The following is a 22,343-nucleotide window of genomic DNA, read 5'->3' on the forward strand; positions in this document are numbered from 1 at the left end:
TTAAAAATTGACTCTCAACCAAGAATGATAAGTCGTCAACTGGACATGATATTATTAATCCTTCCTATGCTTTGCATCACGCTCTTAGAAGCAGAAAACGGTAGAAATACTGAGGGATTCTTAGGGTTAGTCTTGGCATCTTTAGAAATATCATGCCAAATAAATCCCCAAAATTATGTTACAGGGAATTCAGACCCTTAAAAACGGTCTATTAAGTCTCTTTCTGAAATCGAACTGTCCCCTATGTGAGCGACCTGCCTCTGATGAATTGTGTGATTATTGCGAGCAGCAGTTACTCCGCTGCCAACTTGACAAAAATCAATTTTTATGTAATCAAAATCTCCCAGTGTTTGTCTGGGGCAATTACGGTGGTCCATTAAAACGATTACTTGCTGCCCTGAAATATGAAAACCAACCCCAGCTAGCACATCCCTTGGGCCATTGGCTGGGTAAAGCTTGGTTAAAATCCTCTGCCACCCGTAGCCAAAAGCAAAAATTAATAGTAGTTCCCATTCCCATGCACCCTACAAAAAAGCGACAAAGAGGTTACAACCAGGCAGAGCTAATTGCCCAAAGTTTTTGTGAATTCACTGGTTACAAACAAGCACCACTGGGTTTAGAAAGAGTCCGGGCAACTCAACCTCAGTTTAGTTTATCTGTCCAAGAGCGAGCGCAAAACCTAGCAGATGCCTTTATTATTGGTAAACACTTTCTCAGACATCATAGCACCTCACCCGTACTAATCCTAGATGATATCTACACCAGCGGAGCTACAGTCAAATCAGCCACCCAAACCCTGAGAAAGCATGGAATAACCGTATATGGGTCAGTTGCGATCGCAACATCTACAGCATCGGTAAAGTAATGAGAAAACTTGGATCAGTTGATGATGGGGTGATCGGGTGATCGGGTGATCGGGTGATCGGGTGATCGGGTGATCGGGTGATCGGGTGATCGGGTGATCGGGTGATCGGGTGATCGGGTAATTGAAATCTATAGATTTTCCCTCAAATTTGATTACTCAAGCAATGCTCTAGAAACAATAAAGCCTGTCAGTACCAAAGTTTTCAGTCACAGAGTCTTACTGACCAGTCAGTACTAACTGGTCAGTACTGACTGGTTTGAAATGCTTCACAATTTGCTGGGGATTCCCAATAACTACCACGCCGGGAGGGACAGACTTACGAACCATACTGCCTAAACCTACTACACTATTTTCCCCAATGTGTACCCCTTTCATCACCGTAGCTCTGGCTCCAATCCAGACATTTCGCTCAATCACAATCTCAGCTGAAACCTTTGGTCCTGGAGGACAGTGACGCAGGTGGGGTTGTAGGTTATGGTAATCGCTATCAGCAAGAAAGCAGTCAGAAATTAGACATTCATCTCCCACGGTAATTGAGCACTCGCAACCTATACAAGGCCCATTAAGCAGTACATTTGAACCAATATTGACGTTACCAGAACCATAGATAAATACCTCTTTACCCAAGCGAGAACCTGAGCCAATCACTACCTTAACGCTACCTGCTACCTGAAGAGAGCCTTTGATCTGCACTCCTTTGGCAAGGGTGAGATTGGGGTATCGAAACTGATAGTATAAACGCTTAGCCTCAAAATAAAGATGAGCGATAAATTTCAGAAATGGGTGATTAATCTGCTGCATGACACGAAATTGGTGAATCAAAAGGACTAAGTACTCTGTCAATTTAGTTTTGAGAGTTAGAGCAAGCTGTTAGGTGTTAATTTTTAGTGTTTAGGTGTTGGCTGAAGTGGGGTAAGGCTTCGGTGAATTTTTTTCACTGAATCTTTTTCACTTCTGTTGTCTAATGGTTCTGGTACTTAATACCTAGTGCTATCATGCCTAATGGCTAATGCCTAATCACTAATTACTCAAACCCAGTAGCACAAGAGAGTAAGGATTAAATCTCACCGATGAGTACTTCAGTAGTCTTGTTGCTAGGGTCTTGCTCTTGACAGCGTTGGTATCTAAAGAAAACATGGGTAGCCTTTTTAGGCTTTCAGTGTCGGGAAAATCCAGTGCTCCCTCAATCCTGATGCTGGCAGGTTTGGCTGATTTATTGATCAACAATAGCGATCGCAGTTCATTTGACTGCTCTATTGCCATAGCCTCCACAAACTTATGGCCGCTCTGGGTGTACATCACCTTGCCAGTCAGGTACTTGATCGCCCAGGGAAATACAGTTGCAGCTGGTCGCAGATTATTCATGTGGTCGATCATGCCGTAATACATATCCTTGAGATGCCAGGAGGTCGCCATGTCAATCCCAGCGTCAGCTAAATGTTTGAATACTGAAGCAAACCAAACCGCGCCGACATGGGTATTCTGACGGTCTTCACCAGAGTTCCATGAGTAGTTGATGTTATAGCAGAAGTCAAAAGTCAGAAGTCATTTGTCAGAAGTAAAACTCTTGCGCTTACTTAGGTTTGAGACTTTTGTCATGTCCTAACTGCCCTGGCGACTGCTATATATTCTCCTTTCTCGAAAGTAGACCACGCCGATTTGTAGCCATCCAACTGGGCCAGCAGGGAATATTTTGGATAATGGTAGGCTGTTGGGGATATGAGGCATCGTAGCAGGCTTGAATTTTGGCCTCGTCCCAGCTTTTCGTAGCTCGGTTAGTCCAACGTTCCCATAGATCGATATGGTGAATGCGGATTAACCTGATATCCAATTCCGCCAGACGCTTCTGGAAAACCGAGTCTGATGCCTTTTCCAGAATAGTAATTTCGTAGTCGTTGGAGCCAAAGGTGAAGGGTGTAGTTTGTGCGACTGGCTTTGCCCAATCCACCCTAACTTTAGTTTTAATTGACTTTCCGGACAACCACAAATTTTGTATTGGTGATGCTCTTACCGAATTAGTAGCGCTTTGCTTATCAAAGAGTCTTGGTAAGAGGAATGCGATCGCAGCGCCAGATAAAGCTAGCTGGAGTAATGTTCTACGTTTCATCGCTTATGACTTCACTAAACTATCACTAGATCTGTATAAGTAGGGTTTGGACTTAGTTTCTACCCCATTCACCACCAAACCCAACAGTTGAGCATTGTGCTGAGCCAGTTGTTCCAAGCTGTCACTGACAAAGTCACGCTTACTAATCTCAGGTCGAACAACAAACAACAAATTACCGATGACAGCAGCCATCAGGGCAGTTTCACTGGTCATACTGACTGGAGCACTGTCAATCAAAACATAATCATAGTCACCCGATTCCTCCGCAGTAGCTAGGCTCTGCTCAAATTTCCCCTGGGTCACCAGCTCCACAATTTTGCCTTTTTTGTGAGAGGTAGGCAGTAAGTCAAGACTCGGTTGGATCTTCACCGGCTGTCCGGGTTTGAGGGGGTCATGGTGATGACCCAAGCGCTGAGAAAGGGTTGCCTGTCGGAAATCTCCATCCACTACCAAGACCCGAAACCCTAAATCTACCAGAGCTGTCGCCAATCCCAGAGTGACAGTAGTTTTGCCTTCTGAGACCATCGCGCTAGTAATCAAGATGCGACGGTCCTCCCCAGAGCGTAAGCTAATCACCGATGCTAGTCGCTGAAACTCTACATCCGTTTCTGTACCCAGCTCTAATCCCATACCAGCGTGCCTCAGATGAGGGATATTGACCACCATCGGGAACTTGATTGCCTGTAGGTCTTTGGGACTCAGCAGTGGGTTGCGCCGTTCTAGAAGCAATACCAGCGCTATACTACCCACTGCCGATGCCAGAAAACCATTAGCTATGATTAACAACTTCTTCGGACCAGCAGGCTTCTCGTCAACAGTGGGAGGGTCAAGCACCTGTACATTGGGATAAGCACTAAACGCATCAAGATTGACTTGCTCCATTTGAGCAACTAAACCGTTATAGACTCCCGCAGCCACATCGTACTGTCGCGTTAGTTCCAGCAGCCTAGACTGATGGACAGGAATCACCGTTAAAGTATTTTTCATCTGGTCAATCTGCTGCTGTAATTGCTCCGCTTGTTGTTGTTGACCACTAGCAGCACTTTCCGCCAGAATCAGTTGCTGGATTAACATTGCTCTTCCTTGAGCACTATCAGTTAGCGTCGGGTCTACTAACGTATCACCAGCTGCTAGAAAGATGTACTGTTGAATCTGCTGCTGCAACTGCTCACGTTGTAGCAGCAGATTTTGGATCTCAGGATGAGCATAAGTATAAGTAGCTTGAGCTTTGACCAAAGTCGCTTCCAGTTCAGTCAACTGCTGCCGCACAAACTGGTAATCCCGGTTTTCTGCTAGACCTAGAGAGCGGATTGCTTGCTTAGGAGTAAGACCCAAACGAGTCGATAGGATTTGAAGCTGATGTTGACTAGCTTGAGCTTCAGCTTGAGCCTGAGCTTGGCTAATACTCAGATCAGTAATTGCCCTCACCAGTCCTTCAGTTTGGGCTTCGCTATTCACTAAACCAGAGGATTCCTGAAACTTTGCTAATGCCTCCTGAGACTGATCCAATTTTTGCTTAGCTCGGTCGAGCGCTTTCTTATTAAACTCAACCCTAGTGGTACCATCTGCTTGACGCAGTTCATTCAGGCGCTCCTGATACGCACTGATCAGTGCCCTGACTCGATCTCTTGCTAATTCTGGACTAGCCCCAGTCGCATTCAACCAGATGGTCGTCGATTCCTGGTGAGGAGATACCGCGAACAACTGCTTGTATTGAACTAACCTTTGAAAATCCGTTTTCTCTGGGTCAGACTCCAACAAGCGCCTCATCAAAGCATCACTTTTGAGAATAGATGCCTGCATATTCAGAGGATGACTCTTCGCTGACAATTCAGAATCCCCCTTAGTTAATGACCCAAGGGTTCCTAAACTAGCTTGTAACTTGCCTGTTTCCGGTAGAATTAGCTGTGCTTTAGCAATCCAAAAAGGCTTTAATAAAGAAAAGGCTCCAAAGCTAGCTGCAAGCACCAAAGAATTAAAAACTAATAAAAGTATCCAATGTCTATTCAGGATCGCAACTACTTTTTTCATAAGATATATTCCTAATACAATCTTGTGTCAATTTTTAATTTATATAATGATTAATTTAATCAATAGCAATTTTCATAAATAAGAACTAATAACTAATTTTCAAAAAATAAATAAAAGTCTATTTTTTTGATTTTTAATTTTCAATCAAACATTTTCAAGTTCTAGATAACTGCTCCCATCGAGAGACAAACTGCTCATTTCGCTGTATTTCGGCAAGAATTGCCCCTAACCAGACCCAAAAATACCACAAATACACTGCCATCCAGCTCAAGGGTGTTCCGTTGAGAAGCATATACAAAGCCACCAGACTGGCAAATGCCCACTGGCAATGATAGTTACCACGAATCGCTGGAATCCAAGTACTCCAAAGGGTTGAACCTAGGGCACCTATAAAAAAGATAAAGCCAATGATGCCGTGCAAATAAAGAACTGAGGCGTAGGTTGAAAAGGAACCCAAAGCAATGTCGTAGATAAACCATTTGACGGAGCCTTGTATAATTCCCCATCCCATCAAAGGGCGTTCTTGCCAAGCCTCAAGGGTTTTAGTAACCACCAGTTCCCGGTCTTTAGAGGATTCGGCACGAGCACTATTGAAGATTTCTAGGGGCTTTTTCACTAAATCACTGAAGGTCAGACCTCCCAAAAGAGCACAAAGTAATGAGCTTAATGAACCAATCCATAAAGAACCTTGACGAGCCAAACTGCTGCGGAAACAAGCTGTAATCACCAATGCGATCACAAAGGAAACCCAGGATAAACGACTAAAACTAATTAGCAGAGCGGTTAAACAACCGGCTACAGATATTTGACGTAAGCGGCGGTTTTCTTCACCCAAGCAGATGAAAAAACTTAGAATGGAACACACCCCTACAATGGGGGGGTCGGGGGTGTAAAGAACTGTCCTGGGTAAAGGGATACCAAAAAAAGGTTGTAAGTCAGCAAATGTAACTTGCAAACTCAAAGCACCTCCCGGAATTAGACGGGCTAAGGGCGGTAGAAAAGGTTCTTTGCCTAATCCCACTACCAGCATGAGCATCTCAATGGCGATAGTCACTAAATATCCTGTTGCCATCCAAGCTACAGCACGGGTCACCACCTTAACCCTGATGGCATGCCAAAATGGTAGGAGCAGTGCGGCAAAAATTAAACAGTAGCTCTTGAAAAAAGTTACGAACGTAGCAGCAATTTTCTGCAAGGCAAACCCGACGTCATTGAGACCAAACGTAGCAGTCCAGACCATGACTAGAGCCATACCTAACCAAGCCCAGATACAGGCGGGTATCGATCTTCTAGTGAGTTTGTCAATGTCAAAGTTGACTCCTAAGAAACCAACAACTACCGCTGGGTAGAAGAGTGTTTGTATTCCCAACAACCACCAGAGCGGTGTTAGCACAATCACCCAGTAAATAACTTTTTCTGGAAATGACATGGCACCCAGTTTAAAGTTTCTAGTGTGGAAATCTGGTATGCTAGAGGTCATAGTTAACAGTCCATACTTTGATGTTTTAGAGCACGTTCATTAGATGAGAGTGATTCAAATCTACTAGCTTCGTTCGTTTATAGTGTTATTTTGGTTGTTATTTGTCATTTTTTATTTTTATTGATATTCCCAAGGTTTTGCCGTTTCCATAACAGTATTGTTTGATCGCGTTTATCATACTTGTGAGGTACAGTCAATTTTCTTCCCCCCTGATTAAGGAAGAGGGGATTCCTACTCCCTACAATCCATGACTTTTTCCATTACTCAAGTGATAACTGCTATATATGAGCAGCTACAATAACATTGTGCCTATTTAATGCCTTAATTTAGATTAGAAAAATTACGGATTAAACAGTGAATTCGGTTAACCTAACATTCAGTAAATTTACTGAATTTATTAGCTTATAACTGACTTTTACCTAACTTTGTCAGCTGATTAGCCAATTTCCCTAGTAGAGACTGGTAACTCAAAAATTGTTTGGCAGCGATCAGGCGCATACAGACGATATAGAGACTCATAAATAGGAAGGGCTTCAGGATTGTTGGTAAACCTAGACAACTGACAATGGCTAACAGTACAATCAGAGCAGCTTTAAAGCACGGAAGTAAAAACTTCATCAATGGCCAACCTAGTGCTCGGCAACCTACCCACCACCAGTAGACTGTCCAGACAATTCCTAGCACGAAAGCAACTGCAATTCCCACCCCAATTAGTCCTGCTTGCTCAGCACCAATGATAAAGCTCAAGAAAGCGACCGGAGCAATCATAAGGTTAACCTTGGCGTTAATCCCAGTTCTGCCTTTTGCTGCAAGCATATTAATCAGTGAATTATTGATCAGCCTAAAGTAAGCAAACACAAGTAACCAAGGAATCACCTGGCAGGCTGGCACCCACTTCTGGCCAAATATCATAGAGATGAGCTGATCGTCTACCACTAAAAAAAATAAGGCGTATAGAGGAGCCCCCAGGAAAGCCATTTGTTCAACCATTGTGACTAGAACACTTTGCTGCTGTTCGTCATTCTCTAACTGGGCGAAGGAGGACATTCCTACCTGATTAATCACCTCACCCATTACAGTGTTAATTGTCTGGGTCAATTGGTAAGCAAAGTTGTAGTATCCCAAATTCGTATTACCCAGCAGTTTACCAATGACAAAGTTGTCACCATTGGCATTTACATAAAATCCCAAACTGGAGCCAGTGGCACCAAAACAGAACGACAAAACTTCTGAGCTAGCCTGTGGATCAATCTGTAAGCGGAATTTGTGTTCTACATGACCACGACTAATCCAATACTCTATAAACCAAAAAGCCGCATCTCCCACTACAAATGACCAGTAGCTCAAACCGATAAAGGCGCAACCAGTGGTAGAGACTACTCGCACTAACGAGGCGATTATGGTCGCATGGGCTATTTCCCGATACCTCATCTGTCTAGTGAGTACTCCCTGATAAACAGACTGGATAGAAGCCACCACCAGATTAAAGGCGAACACGATCAGAATCCATACCAGGTCTGGTACACCGAAAAAGTTAGCCGCTAGGGGAGATATCGCCACCATTGCCACTGCCAACATCAATCCCCTGGCAATAGCAATTGTGTATGTTGTATTTAAATAACGCTGGTCTTCAATGCCCTTGTAGACAATAAAAGAGTTGATGATGCCTTGGGTGAACAAATTCAGGAAAGACCAAAAAATATAGGCAACGCTAATCACCCCAAATTCAGATGGCAACAGCAACCTTGCTAGTATCAGGTTACTTAGCAATACCAGCAGACGTGTCCCGAGGGCTCCGTATGTTGTCCAGAACCCACTTGTGAGTAACGAGCTGAGTTTCATTAGGTTAGCAAGGTTTGGAAGGGACAAAAGGCTTGCATGTAAAAGGCTTGCACGTCAAAGGCCAATGACCAATGACTGATGACTAATACAAAATTTTTAGTTGTTTGCTCTGTATTCTACGGAGCCAAGCGATCGCTTAATCACCAGCTTGGCTAGTGGTGCCAGACGTACAGCTACGAGCGTCAGAAGCGATCGCGGATCCCGATAGAAGATTGAGCTATTGGCAGCTAACGCTTGGTTGATAAAGTGAACAGCTTTAGCTGCATCACCAGCAGTTAGGGATAATCGAGCTAGGTAGCGATACATATAGGCGTAAGCCGTCGGCAATACTGTCTCTACCAATTCTGGAGAGCGTTGATAAGCTGATTTAAGTACCTGTTCATGAGAATGCTGCATTTGTGTTATGTTAAAAGAAAGTCCAGAAGGACGAACTCGGTAGCAACACAAGACTTGTGGCTCCCGATGAAAACGCCAGCGTCCCGTAGCGGCAATTCTTAACCAGAAATCTATATCTTCTGAACTGCGTAACCCTTCGTCAAATTCCCCGACTTCATCCACTAGACAGCTTCGGAATACACCATTAGAACCATGACCAATGAAATTCTTGCACAGTAGGGCTAGGAGTGGGTCAGACATAACTGGCTTACCACTCAGACGCATTATCGTGGGACTTCCATCATCACGGATTGCTTGTGAGGCACTGTAGACAACCCCTACCTCTGGTTCCCGATCCAGTACAGCCACATGGTTAGCTAGTTTCTCCGGCTTGTAGACATCATCTGCATCAAGTAGAGCGATGTAGCTAGCACGAGCATGACGGATGCCATAGTTACGAGCCGATGAGAGTCCTCCATTGGACTTCTGCAATAACTGAAAGCGTGAATCCCGCCGACAAAACGGTTTAACCAGTTCAGCGGTATCATCAGTAGAGCCGTCGTCAACAATGAGGACTTCAAATTCTCGACAAGACTGACCCTCAAGAGAGACTAGCGCTTCCCAAATGTAGGAGCGAACGTTATAAGCAGGAACGACAACACTGACTTTTGGTGAAGTAATCATTCAAAACTCCTATCTCTAATATCTATTTCACTTATTCAGACTACAGATAATACAGATGATGATGAAATGATGGGGTCATCGGGTGAAGAATATTATTGAAGTTCAAAAGATGTAGTGATTTGGCTAAGGTCTGGTCATGATTTCCGGTGCTAAAATCACTACTTGTGTACCACTATCGAGCCACGCAGCCCCTCCCCACTCGTGCTTTGCATCACAGGGTAAACGTATCTAATTTGCTGATTCCTATATATAATGTTTTTGTAATTAAATAAACACTATATGTGGAAAATACCTTGTCAACAAGCACAATAAGGCTGGGTTTATTGAGAACTATCCCCAGTGTATTGACAAGATGCCTTTACCCTGCTTTGCATCAAGACAATACTAATGCTGCGAGGTCTGATCTATATCTGCTCATTCATTCATCTATAAACATGTGCTAAATCTAAGTAGATCTTACTTTATGCAAAAATAATTTGCTGACTTTAATTAGCTTTAATTCAAAAATAGCTATTTTTTTGAAACCTACTTATATTCATCAATTTGTCTGATTTAATTATAGTGTGAATACTTTAGATTATTTTTCGATATATTTACTATTTTTCTACATTTTTTCATTAGGTAAAAACCCGTAAAAATTACGTATAATTGCGGTATATAGCAATTATCATAGCTATGAGGTACAAAATTTCGGGATTTTAGGGAACAGCGGATCTGGGAAATCAGAAGAGGGAAGAGGAATGCGCTGCATCAAAACAGGGAATCAACGTCAAAAAAGACTGTACCTCATAACTGCGATCAACGCTATATAGCCTTACTCATACTTATGACTGAAGGTAACCGTCCCATGGCCTTACGCCACCATAGGTATTTGAGTGTTGATCAGAGTTTGTGGTAATAGGGATGGAGCCGATAACCCTAATCCCTTTTTGGTGCTGTGCTTTGAGGGATGTCACCACAGTCAAAATTCTCGTGCGCGAATTCACTGCCGGCTTGAGATTGGGAACCAAAGCTGGTTCGCCGCCAAATCACGGCAGTGCGTAGGGCACGTTCTGCGGCATTATTCGTGGGCTCTACCCCTGGAACATATACAAAAGTCCATCACCATTGCCTTGGCTAAAGCTGGTTTCATCACTATGAACAAACCCCTGGCCTTGAACATACTGCTGAGCTTGTTCCACTGGAGCTGCGACCGCCTCACTCACCTGGTGACGAAGACGATTGATCCTCCCACGGGAAAGCTCAACACTAAACTTTGTAGCAAGTAAGGACTTCACCATCCGGTGACTTTGGCGATGTTCTACACTAAACCTTGCAACCACTGCCGCTAATCGGTCTCCTAAGCCTAATGATGGTACCTCGGCAGGGAGTGGTGCACGGTTCTTCCTGCCGCAGCAAGTGCATTCCAACTGATGCAGTTGATGTTCAATTCCCTTGGCCGATAGCGGCGGAATATCAACGATTTGATCACGATAAGGGTGCGCTGGTCGAAGCCGCTCAACTGCTCTCCACAATGCTGACCAATATCTGGTACATGGGAATGGACTTCGCTACAGGCTTCGAGCGGATAGAGCTGTGGTGTTTTCTCGGATCAGCCATCACTGCTAGACTTTTTCTTTTTCTTTGTCTTTTTCTTGTTGAGAGTCTGGGGGTTTGACAAATCTTGCTGACCAAAACCGTCACTTGAGGGGGGACGAGATGAATTTTGTGAATTTTGCTTGAGTTGCTCTTCTATATAGGCCAAACGCTCACTCAAAACTGTTACCACCGCTTTTACACTCCCTGGGGTGGCATCCCAATCTCCCAAAGGAATTTGAATCCCTGGGATGTTAATCTCTACACTCATAAACCCAATCTTACCACAGAATCGCCACTGAAACCCACATTTCTTCGTTGGAGGCTGGGACGGTTACGACTGAAGTTACCCTTAGCGATTTCATAAAAACCCTTGCCTAGAGAGGTTTCCAGCCATTTTTAAGCTACCGCTACTGGGTACATTTAGAAGCGACTCCTGAAAAGCATTTGAAAGGATTTGAAGCGAATGCTATTTTTGTGCATAGTACCATGATTGCAAGCATCAAGCCAAAACCTACATGGGTACATATTTGGGAAACTCAATCGCTACATCGTTTACAGTAAGAGAGTTTGAGGCTGAAAGTAGTACAAATGAACGGTGTGACTTCAGTTATGAGAAACATTCAAGTTTATTACCCCGTTTTGATGCAATAGCGAGTGGTTTGGGTTCTGTTTGGGTCACTTGTGAGCATCTTGTCACAAAAATTACTCACTACATTGTGTAGTTCTAAAAGATTACGAATTTTGAGGATTTTGCAATGGGGTTGACCTTATCGCCCGAAGGGCTAATCGCAAATTGTTAAATAATTCTAAGTATTTCTAGTTGGGATGATCACTCAGCATGAGGTTTTTATATACAGCGTTTTTCATGACTATAAGGTACATAGGTGCGCTTTCCGCATCTAATTATTAAATTCCCATTAGCTGCGCGCCTCCAAGGCCGGGTAACCCGGCCTTGGGTCGCGCCTTCGGGTCGCACCTCAGGATTTTTTCCCTGTTCCCTGATCCGAAGTTCCCTAAAACCCAAGAATTTGTACCTCACCCAATGGCCAACCGCTGTATTACTTAATGTATTACAAATTGAAGTTCTTTCAAAAATAAACGGTGCTACATGAAGAAAAGTTAAAAAATTTGCCATCCTTACTCCAAGCAGATCCCATAAAAATTTACAAAAATTTACATAGCGATAAAAACTTTGGTCCGACTACTGATCAGCAAAAGGTGATCACCAAATGGGCTGATCAGCGACACGCTGATAGCGTCCGTCAAAAGCTCAGTCCCAAATTCGGTCACCTGCCCTGGTTTATCGAGATTTGCGGCTATAATGAAACCGCTGTGAGGGGAGAGGGAGAGATGAGGAGTGGGTATGAAAAGTTTTTTCAAAACTGGCAACTATGCAATTAAAATCCACAACAGCTTAATTGCACAACTTAATTGCACAACCCAAGTAGGAGGTTAGTCACGTTAATGTCTATGTTATCATAAAAAGCGAGTATAGGTATCGGTTGCAGTTTTTGTTTTCAGTGTTGACAGGTTTCTTCTGTTTCATATTGCTAAGCATGCCTCCGAAATTTCTATCTCTACATAAATCAAATTTTGGAGATATTGTATGTCTGTCTATGTTGGTAACCTTGCACGTGAGGTGACAGAAGAGGATCTGAAATCTGTGTTTGAAGAATATGGCGAAATCAAGCGAATTCACATGCCCACCGATCGCGAAACAGGTCGCTTAAGGGGCTTTGCTTTTGTGGAAATGAACACAGAGGAGGAAGAAGCGAAGGCCATTGAAGAGCTTGATCGAGCTGAATGGATGGGGCGCGAGCTCAAAGTCAATAAAGCCAAGCCTCGGGAAAAAAGAAACTCATTTGGGGGCGGTCGCAAAGGTGATAACTTCGGCGCTCGTCGCTACTAAGCTCGCTTTGATCTAAATCAAAACCCAATTCTCAGGTCTGAGCCCAGGGCAGGGGTTTTACCCCTGTCTAGTTCTACCCTGCGCGTCAGAATTTAGGGAGTAATCCTGGTAGGGTAAAGCAAACTCGAACTCTAGTTGGAAGATACTAGTGTGGGTAGGATTGCTGTCTATCAGTCGATTGAAGGCATCTTAAACTTTTTGATTCAGACAAGTATGAACGTTTAAGACCTAAAGTAGGAAAACCCAAATAGGCAGTGTTCAGATCGAGAATCACACTAGTTGTAGTGTGTGAGTTAACCAACAATATCATTAATTCCACGGCTCATAGCTAAAGTCAGTTTTAAGGGAGATATTGTAGCAAACTCTCCAGGCTGAAGCGTGGAGGTACACCATCACAGTCCACTTGACAAGGAGTAAGGAAAAAATAAGGATTTGAGAGCCTGCTTTTGGCAGGCTTAATTCGGATTTCTTTGCCATAGACGAGTGCAGGCTATCCAGGTGCAAGATTATGATTTTCAACGGACTTGAGATATAAGCCATTCGTTTTAAAAACTGGCCAGATGCCAACACCTTCCGTCAGTTGTAGGAGTTTTCTCAGTCAATCAGAGGTTTGCCCTGTCCTGTACTTATGGGATGAATGATGACTTGTTATTCGACCACGGAAGCGATCAAAACAGGAGGACATTGAATGACCCAAGTGGTGGTTGGTGAAAATGAGCAGTTAGAGTCAGCCCTACGTCGATTTAAGCGAAAAGTCTCCCAAGCTGGCATCTTTGCCGATATGAAAAAGAATCGTCATTTTGAGACATTTGCACAAAAACGCAAACGTAAAGAAATTGCGAGACATCGGGAACGTCGAAGACTCCGAAACCGTAGAAGACGGTTCTAGCAGGGTAGATTGCTAGATTAATTTTTTAGATCCACTCCGGTAGCATCGTTATTGTAAGGCGTGGGTAATAGGTAAGAGGTAATGGGTAATTGGCAATTGCGATTACTCCTGTACCATTACCGATTACCCGTTGCCTATTTCCGTGACCCATTACCCAAAACAACCTTGGATTATGAACACTACATTATGAACACTAAATATGACAAACGACAAAAACGGACTTGATATAACCTGATGTTTTGCTCAAGTTGTTAATGGCTGAGGATTCTTAGTCAGTAAATTCCGCAACCAGCGTCGAGTCTTGGGAGAGATTAGCCACATACCGAAGTACAAAATTATATCCATAGGTAGGGGTTTGCCATGGCGAATGGCTTCCCAGAGAAGGGGAAAAAATGCCTTCCACTCACCAGCGAAGGCAGCTCTTGAACTTACCTGTGTCAAGATAAAGGATGCGTAAGCACGGGGTGTAACTAACTCTTGTAAATTTTGAATCCAGTTTAATGAAGTCCGCCATTTAGTAGTGCTACTAATACTAGGATGGTTTTCTCCTAAATACCACACTGACAATGGTTCAGTCACAAACTCAATTCCTACCTCTTCCAAAGTAGTCGCCCGTAACACCCAGCCCCAATCTTCGTGAATTTTACCGCTGCTTCCGGGGGGGATTTTTTGCAATAACTCTTTGGATGTAAGAATAGTTGAAGCTTGAATTAGTCCTTCTCCCTGGAAGAAGGTATTGCGAACAAACAGATATTCACTCAGTGCTTCTGATTTAGAGGGAATTCTTCTCGGCCAAATGGAATCGTTTTGGGGAGTCCGAGCAATTAGGTAACAGGTAACAATGGGGTATTTGTATTGGGAACGATTAGCCGCTTCCAGTTGCAGTTCAAGTTTTTGGGGCATCCATTCGTCATCATCATCTAGATGAGCAATCCATGGGGCTTGAGCTGCAGCAATCCCCGCCCTACGAGCGGCAGTGCAACCTTGATTGGTGGGCAGTTCAATCACCCTTAGCCGGGAGTCATCCACTTCTGCGAGTGAGGCACAAGTAGCCTCATTCGGACCATCTATGACAACAATGACTTCGATTTGACTAAGGGTTTGAGCTAGAGCGCTTTGAACAGCTCGTTTAACTAACTTTGGTCTGCGATAGGTAGGTATTACGACACTAACTAAGGGTTTCAAGGTTATATCCTCCTGATGATATGTAAAATGAAAAATTTCTGCTGATTATAAATCCTAATGATTGGCAATATTTTTAAAAAAAAATAACTAGTTTTAGGGACTGATTAAGCATGGCTACCCTTGGGTAATTAGGGAACCAAAACCAACTCAAATTTGTAAGTAATCAAAGGAATAAATATTAGCTAACAACCTCTTTATATAGCCCCTACGCCAATAATATTATTTGAATTAACTGAATAATTTATAAAATCTCAATACTAGTAGGGGGATATCAGTCAATTCATGAAACAAAAAAAAAGGAACCCAAAATTATTAAACCCGAAGTTATAGCAAAATTACTCCTCGCAGCTAGTTTGATTGAGTGCATCTCACTTTTGCAATTAGCCAAAAATTATAATAAAATCTCCAGACTCCCCGCGCCCCCGCCCCTGCTTGTTTACAAATATGAGATGCACCCGTTTGATTATCCTGAGGGTCACAATATAGCAGTCGCCAGGGCAGTTAGGACATGACAAAAGTCTCAAACCTAAGTAAGCGCAAGAGTTTGACTTCTGACTTCTGACTTCTGACTTTTGACTTCTGCTATAATACTGATTGATAAGGGTTGCTAGGTAAAATGAACTATCGATATATTTTTTGGTTATAAGCTGATGAAATTTTTACTTTTGAAACCAATAATTATTAATAGCTCTCTCTCTTTGATTTTCATAAAAATAACTTAATAAGCCATTTGCTTTGGCATTCAAAACATCGGAATGATAATTATCACCAATGTGAAGGATATCATTTGGGGTACATCATAGCTGTTCAAGAACATATGGATAAATATCTCCCATAAATTTAGTTTTCCCTATAGCAGAAGACAAAAATAGATTGTCACTCTGATCATAGCCTGCGGCATGAAGAATTTTATTAATCACCGATAGGAGATACATATCTGAGATGAAAATAATCTGTTTTTGATTTTCTCGGCAATAGTTATAGACCGAAAAAATAAATTCATTACGTCGGCAAACATCCCTTTCGGTTTCTATTTCAATTTTTTTGAGTATTTGTGCCGTTTGGTCATTAACTCCAAAATATTCTACCAAACACTCAAATATGGTATCCAAGGTAACTTCTGACACTTGTTCTCGTCTCCAGAGTTTTTCCCTAGATTTTTTTTATGCTTTTTGCCTAAGCTTAGGATAATTTGGTAATAACTCGGAATGACAATACTCATACTGCCTTTGAACCAGTGTAAAGACATCACTTGGCTCTAAAACATTGCGTATAATTGCGGTATCAAAGATATCAAATGATACGTATTTTGATTTACTGATGATCTTGGCTAGTGTGTGATCCATCTGACCTATCTTGAAGCTAAGCTGCTAAAAAACTAATCCAGTTTTGGGTTTGCCTTGCCATATCTATGTTTTCGTTTTCCTGACTACCCTGATTTTCCTATTCAAGGGAAAAGTAAGGATAGAGAAGTAGTTAAGGAGACTAGCATTGAAAAGAGTAATCAGAAAACGGGCAATAAAAGCATTGCCCTGGCTAAGTGAGAAATCTCAGACTATCTAATGACAGAATTCCCATTAGTGGAGAAAAAGTAACACTATTACTCTCAAGCAGAAAAATTATCGATCATGAAAGCAGTGTCTTTGTGGAAACTCCAAAACTTTCTCCCGATCTTGGAAGGTTGGTGAATTACCTCTGTGGTGCCTATACAATTGGGATACAACCATACACTACATAAGACCCCCAGCTTAGCCGCAGGCTTAGTGGGGGGATGGTGCCAGGGTATTCACAGCATTTTGCCTATGTCAATAGTGATCAGTGAACCGACACTCTAAAATACGGAAATATACCTGCAATATACGAAGTGCTTTGTAAATGTCAACCGTAGCTAATGGGCAATTGATACTAAGTTGGGATCAAAGATAGTATCTTCCTCAAAAGGTGATGGAGTGATGGGGTGATGGGAAGAAAGTGCTAAGTATGAATGCAACTTAGTATCACTTGGTATGAATCACGATCATGGTGTTATTGCACCATGACTGAGACAAAATTAATAAAATTAATTTTCTCAGTTATTCTGAGTTGACTGGCTAGAACTGACTAACAGCTACACATCAGGTACATCCTGATTTTGCTAGTTCATTCCCTGAGGTAATGGTGAAAGAAGGCTTACAGGCTCGTCTAAACTGTGTTTTTGTCCATTTAGCATGTACCCCATCTTCTCTACTCTCAAAGGTTGTGCATAAAATTTAGCTAGAGCAAGTTGAAAGAAAAAGGCTGGATTACCGAGTAAGTAGCGAGCTGCGAGACGTTTGGGTTCACGGGATAGACGATAAAGCCACTCTCCACCAAGATTGGAAATAAATTCTGGACAGTCAGGAACCAAACCTGCTAATCGGTCGATCACTGCACCACAAGGCATGAACACATTGACATTAATACGACTACGATGCTGCCAAATCCATTTTTCTTGAATTGGCATACCCATGCCTACTAATAAAATATTAGGTTTTGCCTGGTTAATTTTATTAATTATCTCTTCATTTTGGCTGGGGTCTTCTTTATCAAAATATCCGTGATGACCATCGACAATAATATTGGGGTATTGTTGTCTAAGGTTATTAAGGGCTGTTTCTAGATGCTTAGGCTTTGACCCCAGCAGAAACATTGACAAACTATTTTGGTTAAAATTATCCAGTAATTTGGGCATTAATAGTGTGTAAGATGCGCGGTATTTTAGGGATAAATTGTACCCCATAAACTGAAGGGCTTTTAATATACCCATACCGTCACAATGGGCGATTTCTGCACTTTGGATAAATTCATAGAACCATGGGAGCTGCATTGAAAAATTAAAACTATGTACGTTATAGTGAGCTACGGTTATTTTTCTGTCTTCAACGCAAGCGGCATGAATGGCGTCTACAATCCTAGGGACGGTTACACAAGATATTCTACGCTCTAGCAAATGTACATTAATAGCAGGTAAATAATCTAATTCATTCCGTTGATTTTTTATTGCCATTGCCGTAATAGTTAGACTAGTGATTATTTACAGTATTGCCACCTGTTGTTCGCGATCGCGTTTTCACGATGTCAAACTTATGAATAAGTTATGTGTGTGTATCACAAGTAGGACTTACGCAGCTGATCGAGAAATTAAGGTTTTAGCCAATAGGGAACTTCGGCTCTGGAAAGAACCGGGAATAGGGAATTACAGCAGTTTTACAGATCTGATTTTACAGATCTGAGTGGGTAAGTCCTGAGTAGGTAAAAGGCTTGTATGGTTGGATGGTATCCCCCCATTACCCCCCTAAAAAAGCCGGGTAAACAAGAGGCTTACATCCATAGTCTTGACAAATGACTAATGACTAACTGATTTTTTCCAAATTACCAACATTACACCGCAGATAATCAAACCCAACCCCACGGCACGGCTAACGGGGATGGTTTCCTTAAAGAAAAAATAGCCCATCAGTACGGAGAAGACGTAAGTCAAGGATACTGAAGGACCAGCAACGCTGAGATTTACCCGCGTCAGCAACAAAATGTATGCCAGTGCCCCTAAACCATAACAACTTAGCCCTGCTATAATTTCTGGGGTCTTGGGTATACTGAAAATCTGATCTAGCCAATTGCTAGCGTTAACTTTTTCCAGCTTTTCGGCTCCAGTTTTGAGCAAGAACTGTCCAGTAGCACTGGTTAGGACTGACATTAAGAAAAGACTAAATTCTGCTAGATTCACGAATATCTCAGAATTACAAGTGGTCGATGCTTCTTAATCCGATTGCTAGTTTGATGCTATAGGCTTCAACCTTCAGGAGCTTAAGTTATTGTGATTGCTCCTAAAATAGTGTTAGGAGATTGATTTTAAGTATTTATGGCTACTTCCAGCACTGCTACCTACACCGAAGAACAGATTTCAGCTTGGCTGCGGGGTTTATTTGCCGTTGCCTGGGCTGATGGTCACTTTGACCCTGAAGAACAAGAGGTTATGGCTCAAATCACCCAGGAGACATTGGCTCCTGGTACTGATTTGCAGTCTTTTGATCAACCGATTACTCCTGAAGAACTGGCAGCAGCTTTAGGTAAGGATAACACAACGGCAGAGAATTTTCTACGAACTGCTGTAATGGTAGCCTTGGCAGATGGGGTGTACTCTGCGACTGAAGCTGATGTTCTAGACCAGTTCTGTGAAGCACTAGGTCATAAGGTTGAGGCTCTTGAATCACTGCAGGTAACTCTTTATGACGATAAGGCAACTGAGCAAAGGGATTCTGCTGATGCGTTAGCTCAAGAACCAGGAAGTTCTGACCATCCCCATTCGGATATTCTACAGCCAGTACGGGATTGGTTAGATGGTATGGATGTTAATGACCCACGTGTTGCTCGATTTATGTGCAAACTGATTCCTGCTCAGTGTCCGTTTGAACGGGACGTGAAGCTATTTAATCACAAAATCGTCCACATCCCACCGATGTGTAAGCTTAATCCTCTCTATGATCAGTTAGTCGGCTTGCGCTTCCGGGCTTTATCTTATTTAGCCGATGATTGTGGTGAAGATGTTTCATCTTATTTATAAGTGGTGATTGGTAATTGGTGATTGGTGATTAGTCATTAGTCATTGGTGACTAGTCATTAGTCATTGGTCATTCGTAGTTAGATTGATTAAGGAGAATGGGGTCAACTGACTGGTGTCAAGAAAACACTAAGGACTAAGAACTAATTATGCAATTTATCGACCAAGCAGAAATTGAAGTTGTCGCTGGTAACGGGGGCGATGGAATTGTGGCGTTTCGGCGGGAAAAGTATGTTCCTGCTGGAGGACCGGCGGGGGGTAATGGTGGTCGGGGGGGTAGCGTGATTTTGAATGCTATAGAGCACCTGCAAACGTTGCTAGATTTTAAATACGCCCATTGCTTTCGAGCTGAGAATGGGGGTCGGGGAGGCCCTAATAATCGGACGGGAAAAAATGGTAGCGATCGCATTATTGAAGTTCCCTGTGGCACGGTTGTTTACAATGCTGACACGGGAGAAATGCTGGGGGATTTGGTGCAACCTCGGCAAATGCTTTGTGTTGCCAAGGGTGGTAAAGGAGGTTTGGGAAATCGGCATTTCCTGAGTAATCACAATCGCGCACCAGAGCATGCGTTACCTGGACTACCAGGAGAGCAATTGAGGTTACGCTTAGAGTTGAAGTTACTGGCGGAGGTGGGCATTATTGGTCTACCTAATGCTGGTAAGTCTACTCTGATTTCAGCACTCTCAGCGGCACGACCCAAGATAGCCAATTACCCCTTTACCACTTTGATTCCGAATTTAGGTGTGGTTCGTAAACCAACTGGGGATGGTACTGTATTTGCTGACATTCCTGGGTTGATTGCTGGAGCTCATCAAGGTATTGGTCTCGGTCACGACTTCCTACGTCATATCGAACGCACTCGCTTGTTACTGCATTTGATTGATATTACTGCTGCTGACCCGATTGCTGATTATCAAACCATTCAACAGGAGTTACAAGCCTATGGCAGAGAATTGCCAGAGCGTCCCCAAATTCTTGCCCTTAATAAAGTAGATGCGGTTGATCAAGACATGATCGAAGAGGTTTCTACTTACCTAAATCAGCTTACTCAGGTACCAGTTTTTTCGATTTCAGCTGTTGCTAAAATCGGCTTGGATGCTTTGTTATCGAAAATCTGGCAATCTCTAGATCAGTTGTCAGTGGCAGATTGCTCAAAGACAACAGTCAACCTTCCACAGTCAACTGTCAAGGTTTAACCGGTAATTAAGAAATGACTAATTATTAATGGCTAATTATTAAAGTAGTCATAGACTTGTCGAGAAATGGTGCGAATCAGTTTTTCGGCACTGGCATCATTAAAGGGGCGTTTGACCATTACAGAGATAATGTAACGCTTGCCGTTGGGCATTTTTACCAAACCTACATCGGCCAGTAGTCGGCCAAGGGTGCCAGTTTTGTGGGCAATGGTGGCACCATTACCTAGTCCTTGGGGTAATAAGGTGTTGGTCTTAGTTTGGATCATGATATCAATCAGGTCAGTACGAGATTGGGGAGAAATCCACTTACCTTGCTCAAGGTTAAAAATCAAACTAGCTAGTTCTCTTGGGCTAGTGGTGTTTGTTCCTGGCAAATCTGGTAGGGGGTTGCGCAGTACAGTTTTTTTCAAACCCCAAGAGCGGAATCGTTGATTGAGAACTTCGATGCCACCAAGACGTTCAATCAGCATATTCGTAGCCGTGTTATCACTAATGGTGATCATTTTGGTGGCTACTTCCAGAGCTTTGTACTGTTTGCCTGGTTTTTGATATTGCATGTTTCCAGAACCACCAGCAATCATCTCTGGTTTCATGGTTATATATTCATCTAATAAAACTTTGCCTGCATCTACATCCTGAAAGAAAGCAATTAGAATTGGTAACTTAATGGTGCTAGCAGCAGGAAAAATTAGACGGCTATTTGATTCTAGGAAAGCACCGGTATCAAGATCATGGATGAAGATTCCCGGTTGCAATTGGGGGTGTTGCTTTACTAGAGTTTGAATTTGTTTTTGTAAGGGAGATTTGTTCAGCAGCAGGGGTGTCAATTGAGAACTAATTGTCTGACTCAAACTCTGCTGGACTTCAATGGGAGCATTGTCTGTGGTTTTGGTAGATGGTTGGCTAGCAGTACCCAAGCTGGATAATACGGTACCTGCGATCGCTCCGAGACCAATTCCTACAATCAGCAAACGGATAATCAAAATCCAAAGCCGGGTAGAGGAGTTTTCGGAACGGCGTTCTCGGCGAGTTCTCCGAATTTGTACAGATTGATGATTTAGGGGATTGGGGAGGGGTAGGCTAGCCTTTAGTCGGCTTGGTTTGGAGGATTTAGAGGATAAATCAGCAACTAATTGTGGCTGAGGACGTTGCCGAATTGGATTACGAGCATTGGTTATGGTGGGCAAGGATGAGGACGCTGGTGTGGCAAAGGGATTGACTCTTCTACGAAGGTTTGGTAAATGGGGTGTTCGGTATGCTACCCTCAGTTGGGATTGACTGGAGCGAATTGTAGAAGGTTTTGGTGAACGGGATAGACGAGCACGGGTACGGGGGGTAGGTGGCGGGGTTGACCGAGATTTATGTGATTTTGCGGATGAGCTTTGGCGGCGCGCTTTCTGTTTTGGTTGGGATTTGGAGGGTTTAATGTCCTTAGTTTGTGGCTGTTTGCTAACGTGGCGACGCGGGCGGCGGCGGGAGGAGGTTGGTTTCTGTTGTTTTTCCACTGCTGAATCTTAGGCTGAGGTTTACCAGATACATAAAACCCGAAACAATCTGCTAGTTCTCGGAATTTTCTGAGTATGGTCTAATCATAAGGGAGAGAACTTTAATGAATGTAGC

General features: G+C 43.0%; 22 protein-coding genes and 1 pseudogene. 8 read left to right on the forward strand and 15 right to left on the reverse strand.

Features of this window, described 5'->3' with window-relative positions; genetic code table 11:
- The first annotated feature begins 175 nt into the window (after positions 1-175).
- Positions 176-865, forward strand: a complete 690-nt coding sequence (locus F6K64_RS20605) for a ComF family protein (RefSeq protein WP_008185817.1) — start codon at positions 176-178, stop codon at positions 863-865.
- A gap of 216 nt (positions 866-1,081) precedes the next feature.
- On the opposite strand, the gene F6K64_RS20610 is transcribed toward F6K64_RS20605, so the two are convergent.
- The 10 genes and pseudogenes from F6K64_RS20610 to F6K64_RS20655 form a co-directional block, all read right to left on the reverse strand.
- A complete protein-coding gene (locus F6K64_RS20610) occupies positions 1,082-1,666 on the reverse strand; it encodes an acyltransferase (RefSeq protein ID WP_287266216.1) in 585 nt (194 codons plus the stop codon).
- 219 nt (positions 1,667-1,885) lie between these two features.
- A complete protein-coding gene (locus F6K64_RS20615) occupies positions 1,886-2,281 on the reverse strand; it encodes a hypothetical protein (RefSeq protein WP_287266218.1) in 396 nt (131 codons plus the stop codon).
- Positions 2,282-2,486: 205 nt separating this feature from the next.
- Positions 2,487-2,972 (reverse strand): hypothetical protein, encoded by a 486-nt coding sequence (locus F6K64_RS20620; RefSeq protein ID WP_287266219.1) that lies wholly within the window; start codon positions 2,970-2,972, stop codon positions 2,487-2,489.
- Positions 2,973-2,975: 3 nt separating this feature from the next.
- Positions 2,976-5,003 (reverse strand): GumC family protein, encoded by a 2,028-nt coding sequence (locus F6K64_RS20625; protein WP_008185812.1) that lies wholly within the window; start codon positions 5,001-5,003, stop codon positions 2,976-2,978.
- 154 nt (positions 5,004-5,157) lie between these two features.
- Positions 5,158-6,483 (reverse strand): O-antigen ligase family protein, encoded by a 1,326-nt coding sequence (locus F6K64_RS20630; protein WP_287266222.1) that lies wholly within the window; start codon positions 6,481-6,483, stop codon positions 5,158-5,160.
- 402 nt (positions 6,484-6,885) lie between these two features.
- Complete coding sequence (locus F6K64_RS20635) at positions 6,886-8,325, reverse strand: oligosaccharide flippase family protein (protein WP_044493605.1); 1,440 nt, start codon at positions 8,323-8,325, stop codon at positions 6,886-6,888.
- A gap of 96 nt (positions 8,326-8,421) precedes the next feature.
- Positions 8,422-9,384: a glycosyltransferase family 2 protein gene (locus F6K64_RS20640; RefSeq protein WP_008185809.1), complete on the reverse strand. Its 963-nt coding sequence runs from the start codon at positions 9,382-9,384 to the stop codon at positions 8,422-8,424.
- Positions 9,385-10,319: 935 nt separating this feature from the next.
- Positions 10,320-10,485: pseudogene (locus tag F6K64_RS20645) on the reverse strand (IS66 family transposase); the annotation flags it as partial.
- Positions 10,458-10,898, reverse strand: a complete 441-nt coding sequence (locus F6K64_RS20650) for a transposase (protein ID WP_008185807.1) — start codon at positions 10,896-10,898, stop codon at positions 10,458-10,460. The gene F6K64_RS20650 and the pseudogene F6K64_RS20645, both read right to left, overlap by 28 nt.
- A gap of 77 nt (positions 10,899-10,975) precedes the next feature.
- Positions 10,976-11,230, reverse strand: a complete 255-nt coding sequence (locus tag F6K64_RS20655) for a DUF6444 domain-containing protein (protein WP_008185805.1) — start codon at positions 11,228-11,230, stop codon at positions 10,976-10,978.
- An 833-nt stretch (positions 11,231-12,063) separates the two neighbouring features.
- Here F6K64_RS20655 and F6K64_RS20660 point away from each other — a divergent pair.
- The 4 genes from F6K64_RS20660 (at position 12,064) to F6K64_RS20675 (ending at position 13,985) form a co-directional block, all read left to right on the forward strand.
- Positions 12,064-12,363 carry a hypothetical protein gene (locus tag F6K64_RS20660; protein WP_008185803.1) on the forward strand — a complete coding sequence of 100 codons (300 nt, stop codon included), beginning with the start codon at positions 12,064-12,066 and terminating at the stop codon, positions 12,361-12,363.
- A gap of 205 nt (positions 12,364-12,568) precedes the next feature.
- A complete protein-coding gene (gene rbp / locus F6K64_RS20665; RefSeq protein ID WP_008185801.1) occupies positions 12,569-12,871 on the forward strand; it encodes an RNA-binding regulator in 303 nt (100 codons plus the stop codon).
- A 688-nt stretch (positions 12,872-13,559) separates the two neighbouring features.
- Positions 13,560-13,760, forward strand: a complete 201-nt coding sequence (rpsU, locus tag F6K64_RS20670) for a 30S ribosomal protein S21 (protein WP_008185800.1) — start codon at positions 13,560-13,562, stop codon at positions 13,758-13,760.
- Between the two features lie 81 nt (positions 13,761-13,841).
- Complete coding sequence (locus tag F6K64_RS20675; RefSeq protein WP_154659833.1) at positions 13,842-13,985, forward strand: hypothetical protein; 144 nt, start codon at positions 13,842-13,844, stop codon at positions 13,983-13,985.
- 18 nt (positions 13,986-14,003) lie between these two features.
- Here F6K64_RS20675 and F6K64_RS20680 read toward each other — a convergent pair whose 3' ends face one another.
- Both F6K64_RS20680 and F6K64_RS20685 read right to left on the reverse strand, forming a co-directional pair.
- Positions 14,004-14,945 (reverse strand): glycosyltransferase family 2 protein, encoded by a 942-nt coding sequence (locus tag F6K64_RS20680; RefSeq protein ID WP_008185798.1) that lies wholly within the window; start codon positions 14,943-14,945, stop codon positions 14,004-14,006.
- A 797-nt stretch (positions 14,946-15,742) separates the two neighbouring features.
- Positions 15,743-16,072: a hypothetical protein gene (locus F6K64_RS20685; RefSeq protein ID WP_008185796.1), complete on the reverse strand. Its 330-nt coding sequence runs from the start codon at positions 16,070-16,072 to the stop codon at positions 15,743-15,745.
- A 413-nt stretch (positions 16,073-16,485) separates the two neighbouring features.
- On the opposite strand from F6K64_RS20685, the gene F6K64_RS20690 reads away from it, so the two are divergent.
- Positions 16,486-16,683, forward strand: coding sequence for a hypothetical protein (locus F6K64_RS20690; RefSeq protein WP_131827149.1), 198 nt, complete (start codon positions 16,486-16,488; stop codon positions 16,681-16,683).
- Between the two features lie 396 nt (positions 16,684-17,079).
- Here F6K64_RS20690 and F6K64_RS20695 read toward each other — a convergent pair whose 3' ends face one another.
- Both F6K64_RS20695 and F6K64_RS20700 read right to left on the reverse strand, forming a co-directional pair.
- The gene (locus F6K64_RS20695) at positions 17,080-17,970 is read right to left on the reverse strand and encodes a WecB/TagA/CpsF family glycosyltransferase (RefSeq protein ID WP_044493600.1); all 891 of its coding nucleotides are present in this window, start codon (positions 17,968-17,970) and stop codon (positions 17,080-17,082) included.
- Positions 17,971-18,309: 339 nt separating this feature from the next.
- Positions 18,310-18,690 carry an EamA family transporter gene (locus F6K64_RS20700; protein ID WP_131827148.1) on the reverse strand — a complete coding sequence of 127 codons (381 nt, stop codon included), beginning with the start codon at positions 18,688-18,690 and terminating at the stop codon, positions 18,310-18,312.
- Between the two features lie 135 nt (positions 18,691-18,825).
- Here F6K64_RS20700 and F6K64_RS20705 point away from each other — a divergent pair, with 135 nt between their 5' ends.
- On the forward strand, positions 18,826-19,527 hold the full coding sequence (locus F6K64_RS20705) for a Mo-dependent nitrogenase C-terminal domain-containing protein (protein ID WP_008185791.1): 702 nt from the start codon (positions 18,826-18,828) through the stop codon (positions 19,525-19,527).
- Positions 19,528-19,673: 146 nt separating this feature from the next.
- Positions 19,674-20,723 (forward strand): GTPase ObgE, encoded by a 1,050-nt coding sequence (gene obgE, locus F6K64_RS20710; RefSeq protein WP_008185790.1) that lies wholly within the window; start codon positions 19,674-19,676, stop codon positions 20,721-20,723.
- 32 nt (positions 20,724-20,755) lie between these two features.
- Here the strand turns inward: obgE and F6K64_RS20715 are convergent, their stop codons facing one another.
- On the reverse strand, positions 20,756-22,228 hold the full coding sequence (locus F6K64_RS20715) for a hydrolase (protein ID WP_008185787.1): 1,473 nt from the start codon (positions 22,226-22,228) through the stop codon (positions 20,756-20,758).
- Positions 22,229-22,343: the final 115 nt, after the last annotated feature.

Origin of the sequence: Moorena sp. SIO3A2, from assembly GCF_010672265.1 — a bacterium.
In the GTDB taxonomy this organism is placed as follows: domain Bacteria; phylum Cyanobacteriota; class Cyanobacteriia; order Cyanobacteriales; family Coleofasciculaceae; genus Moorena; species Moorena producens.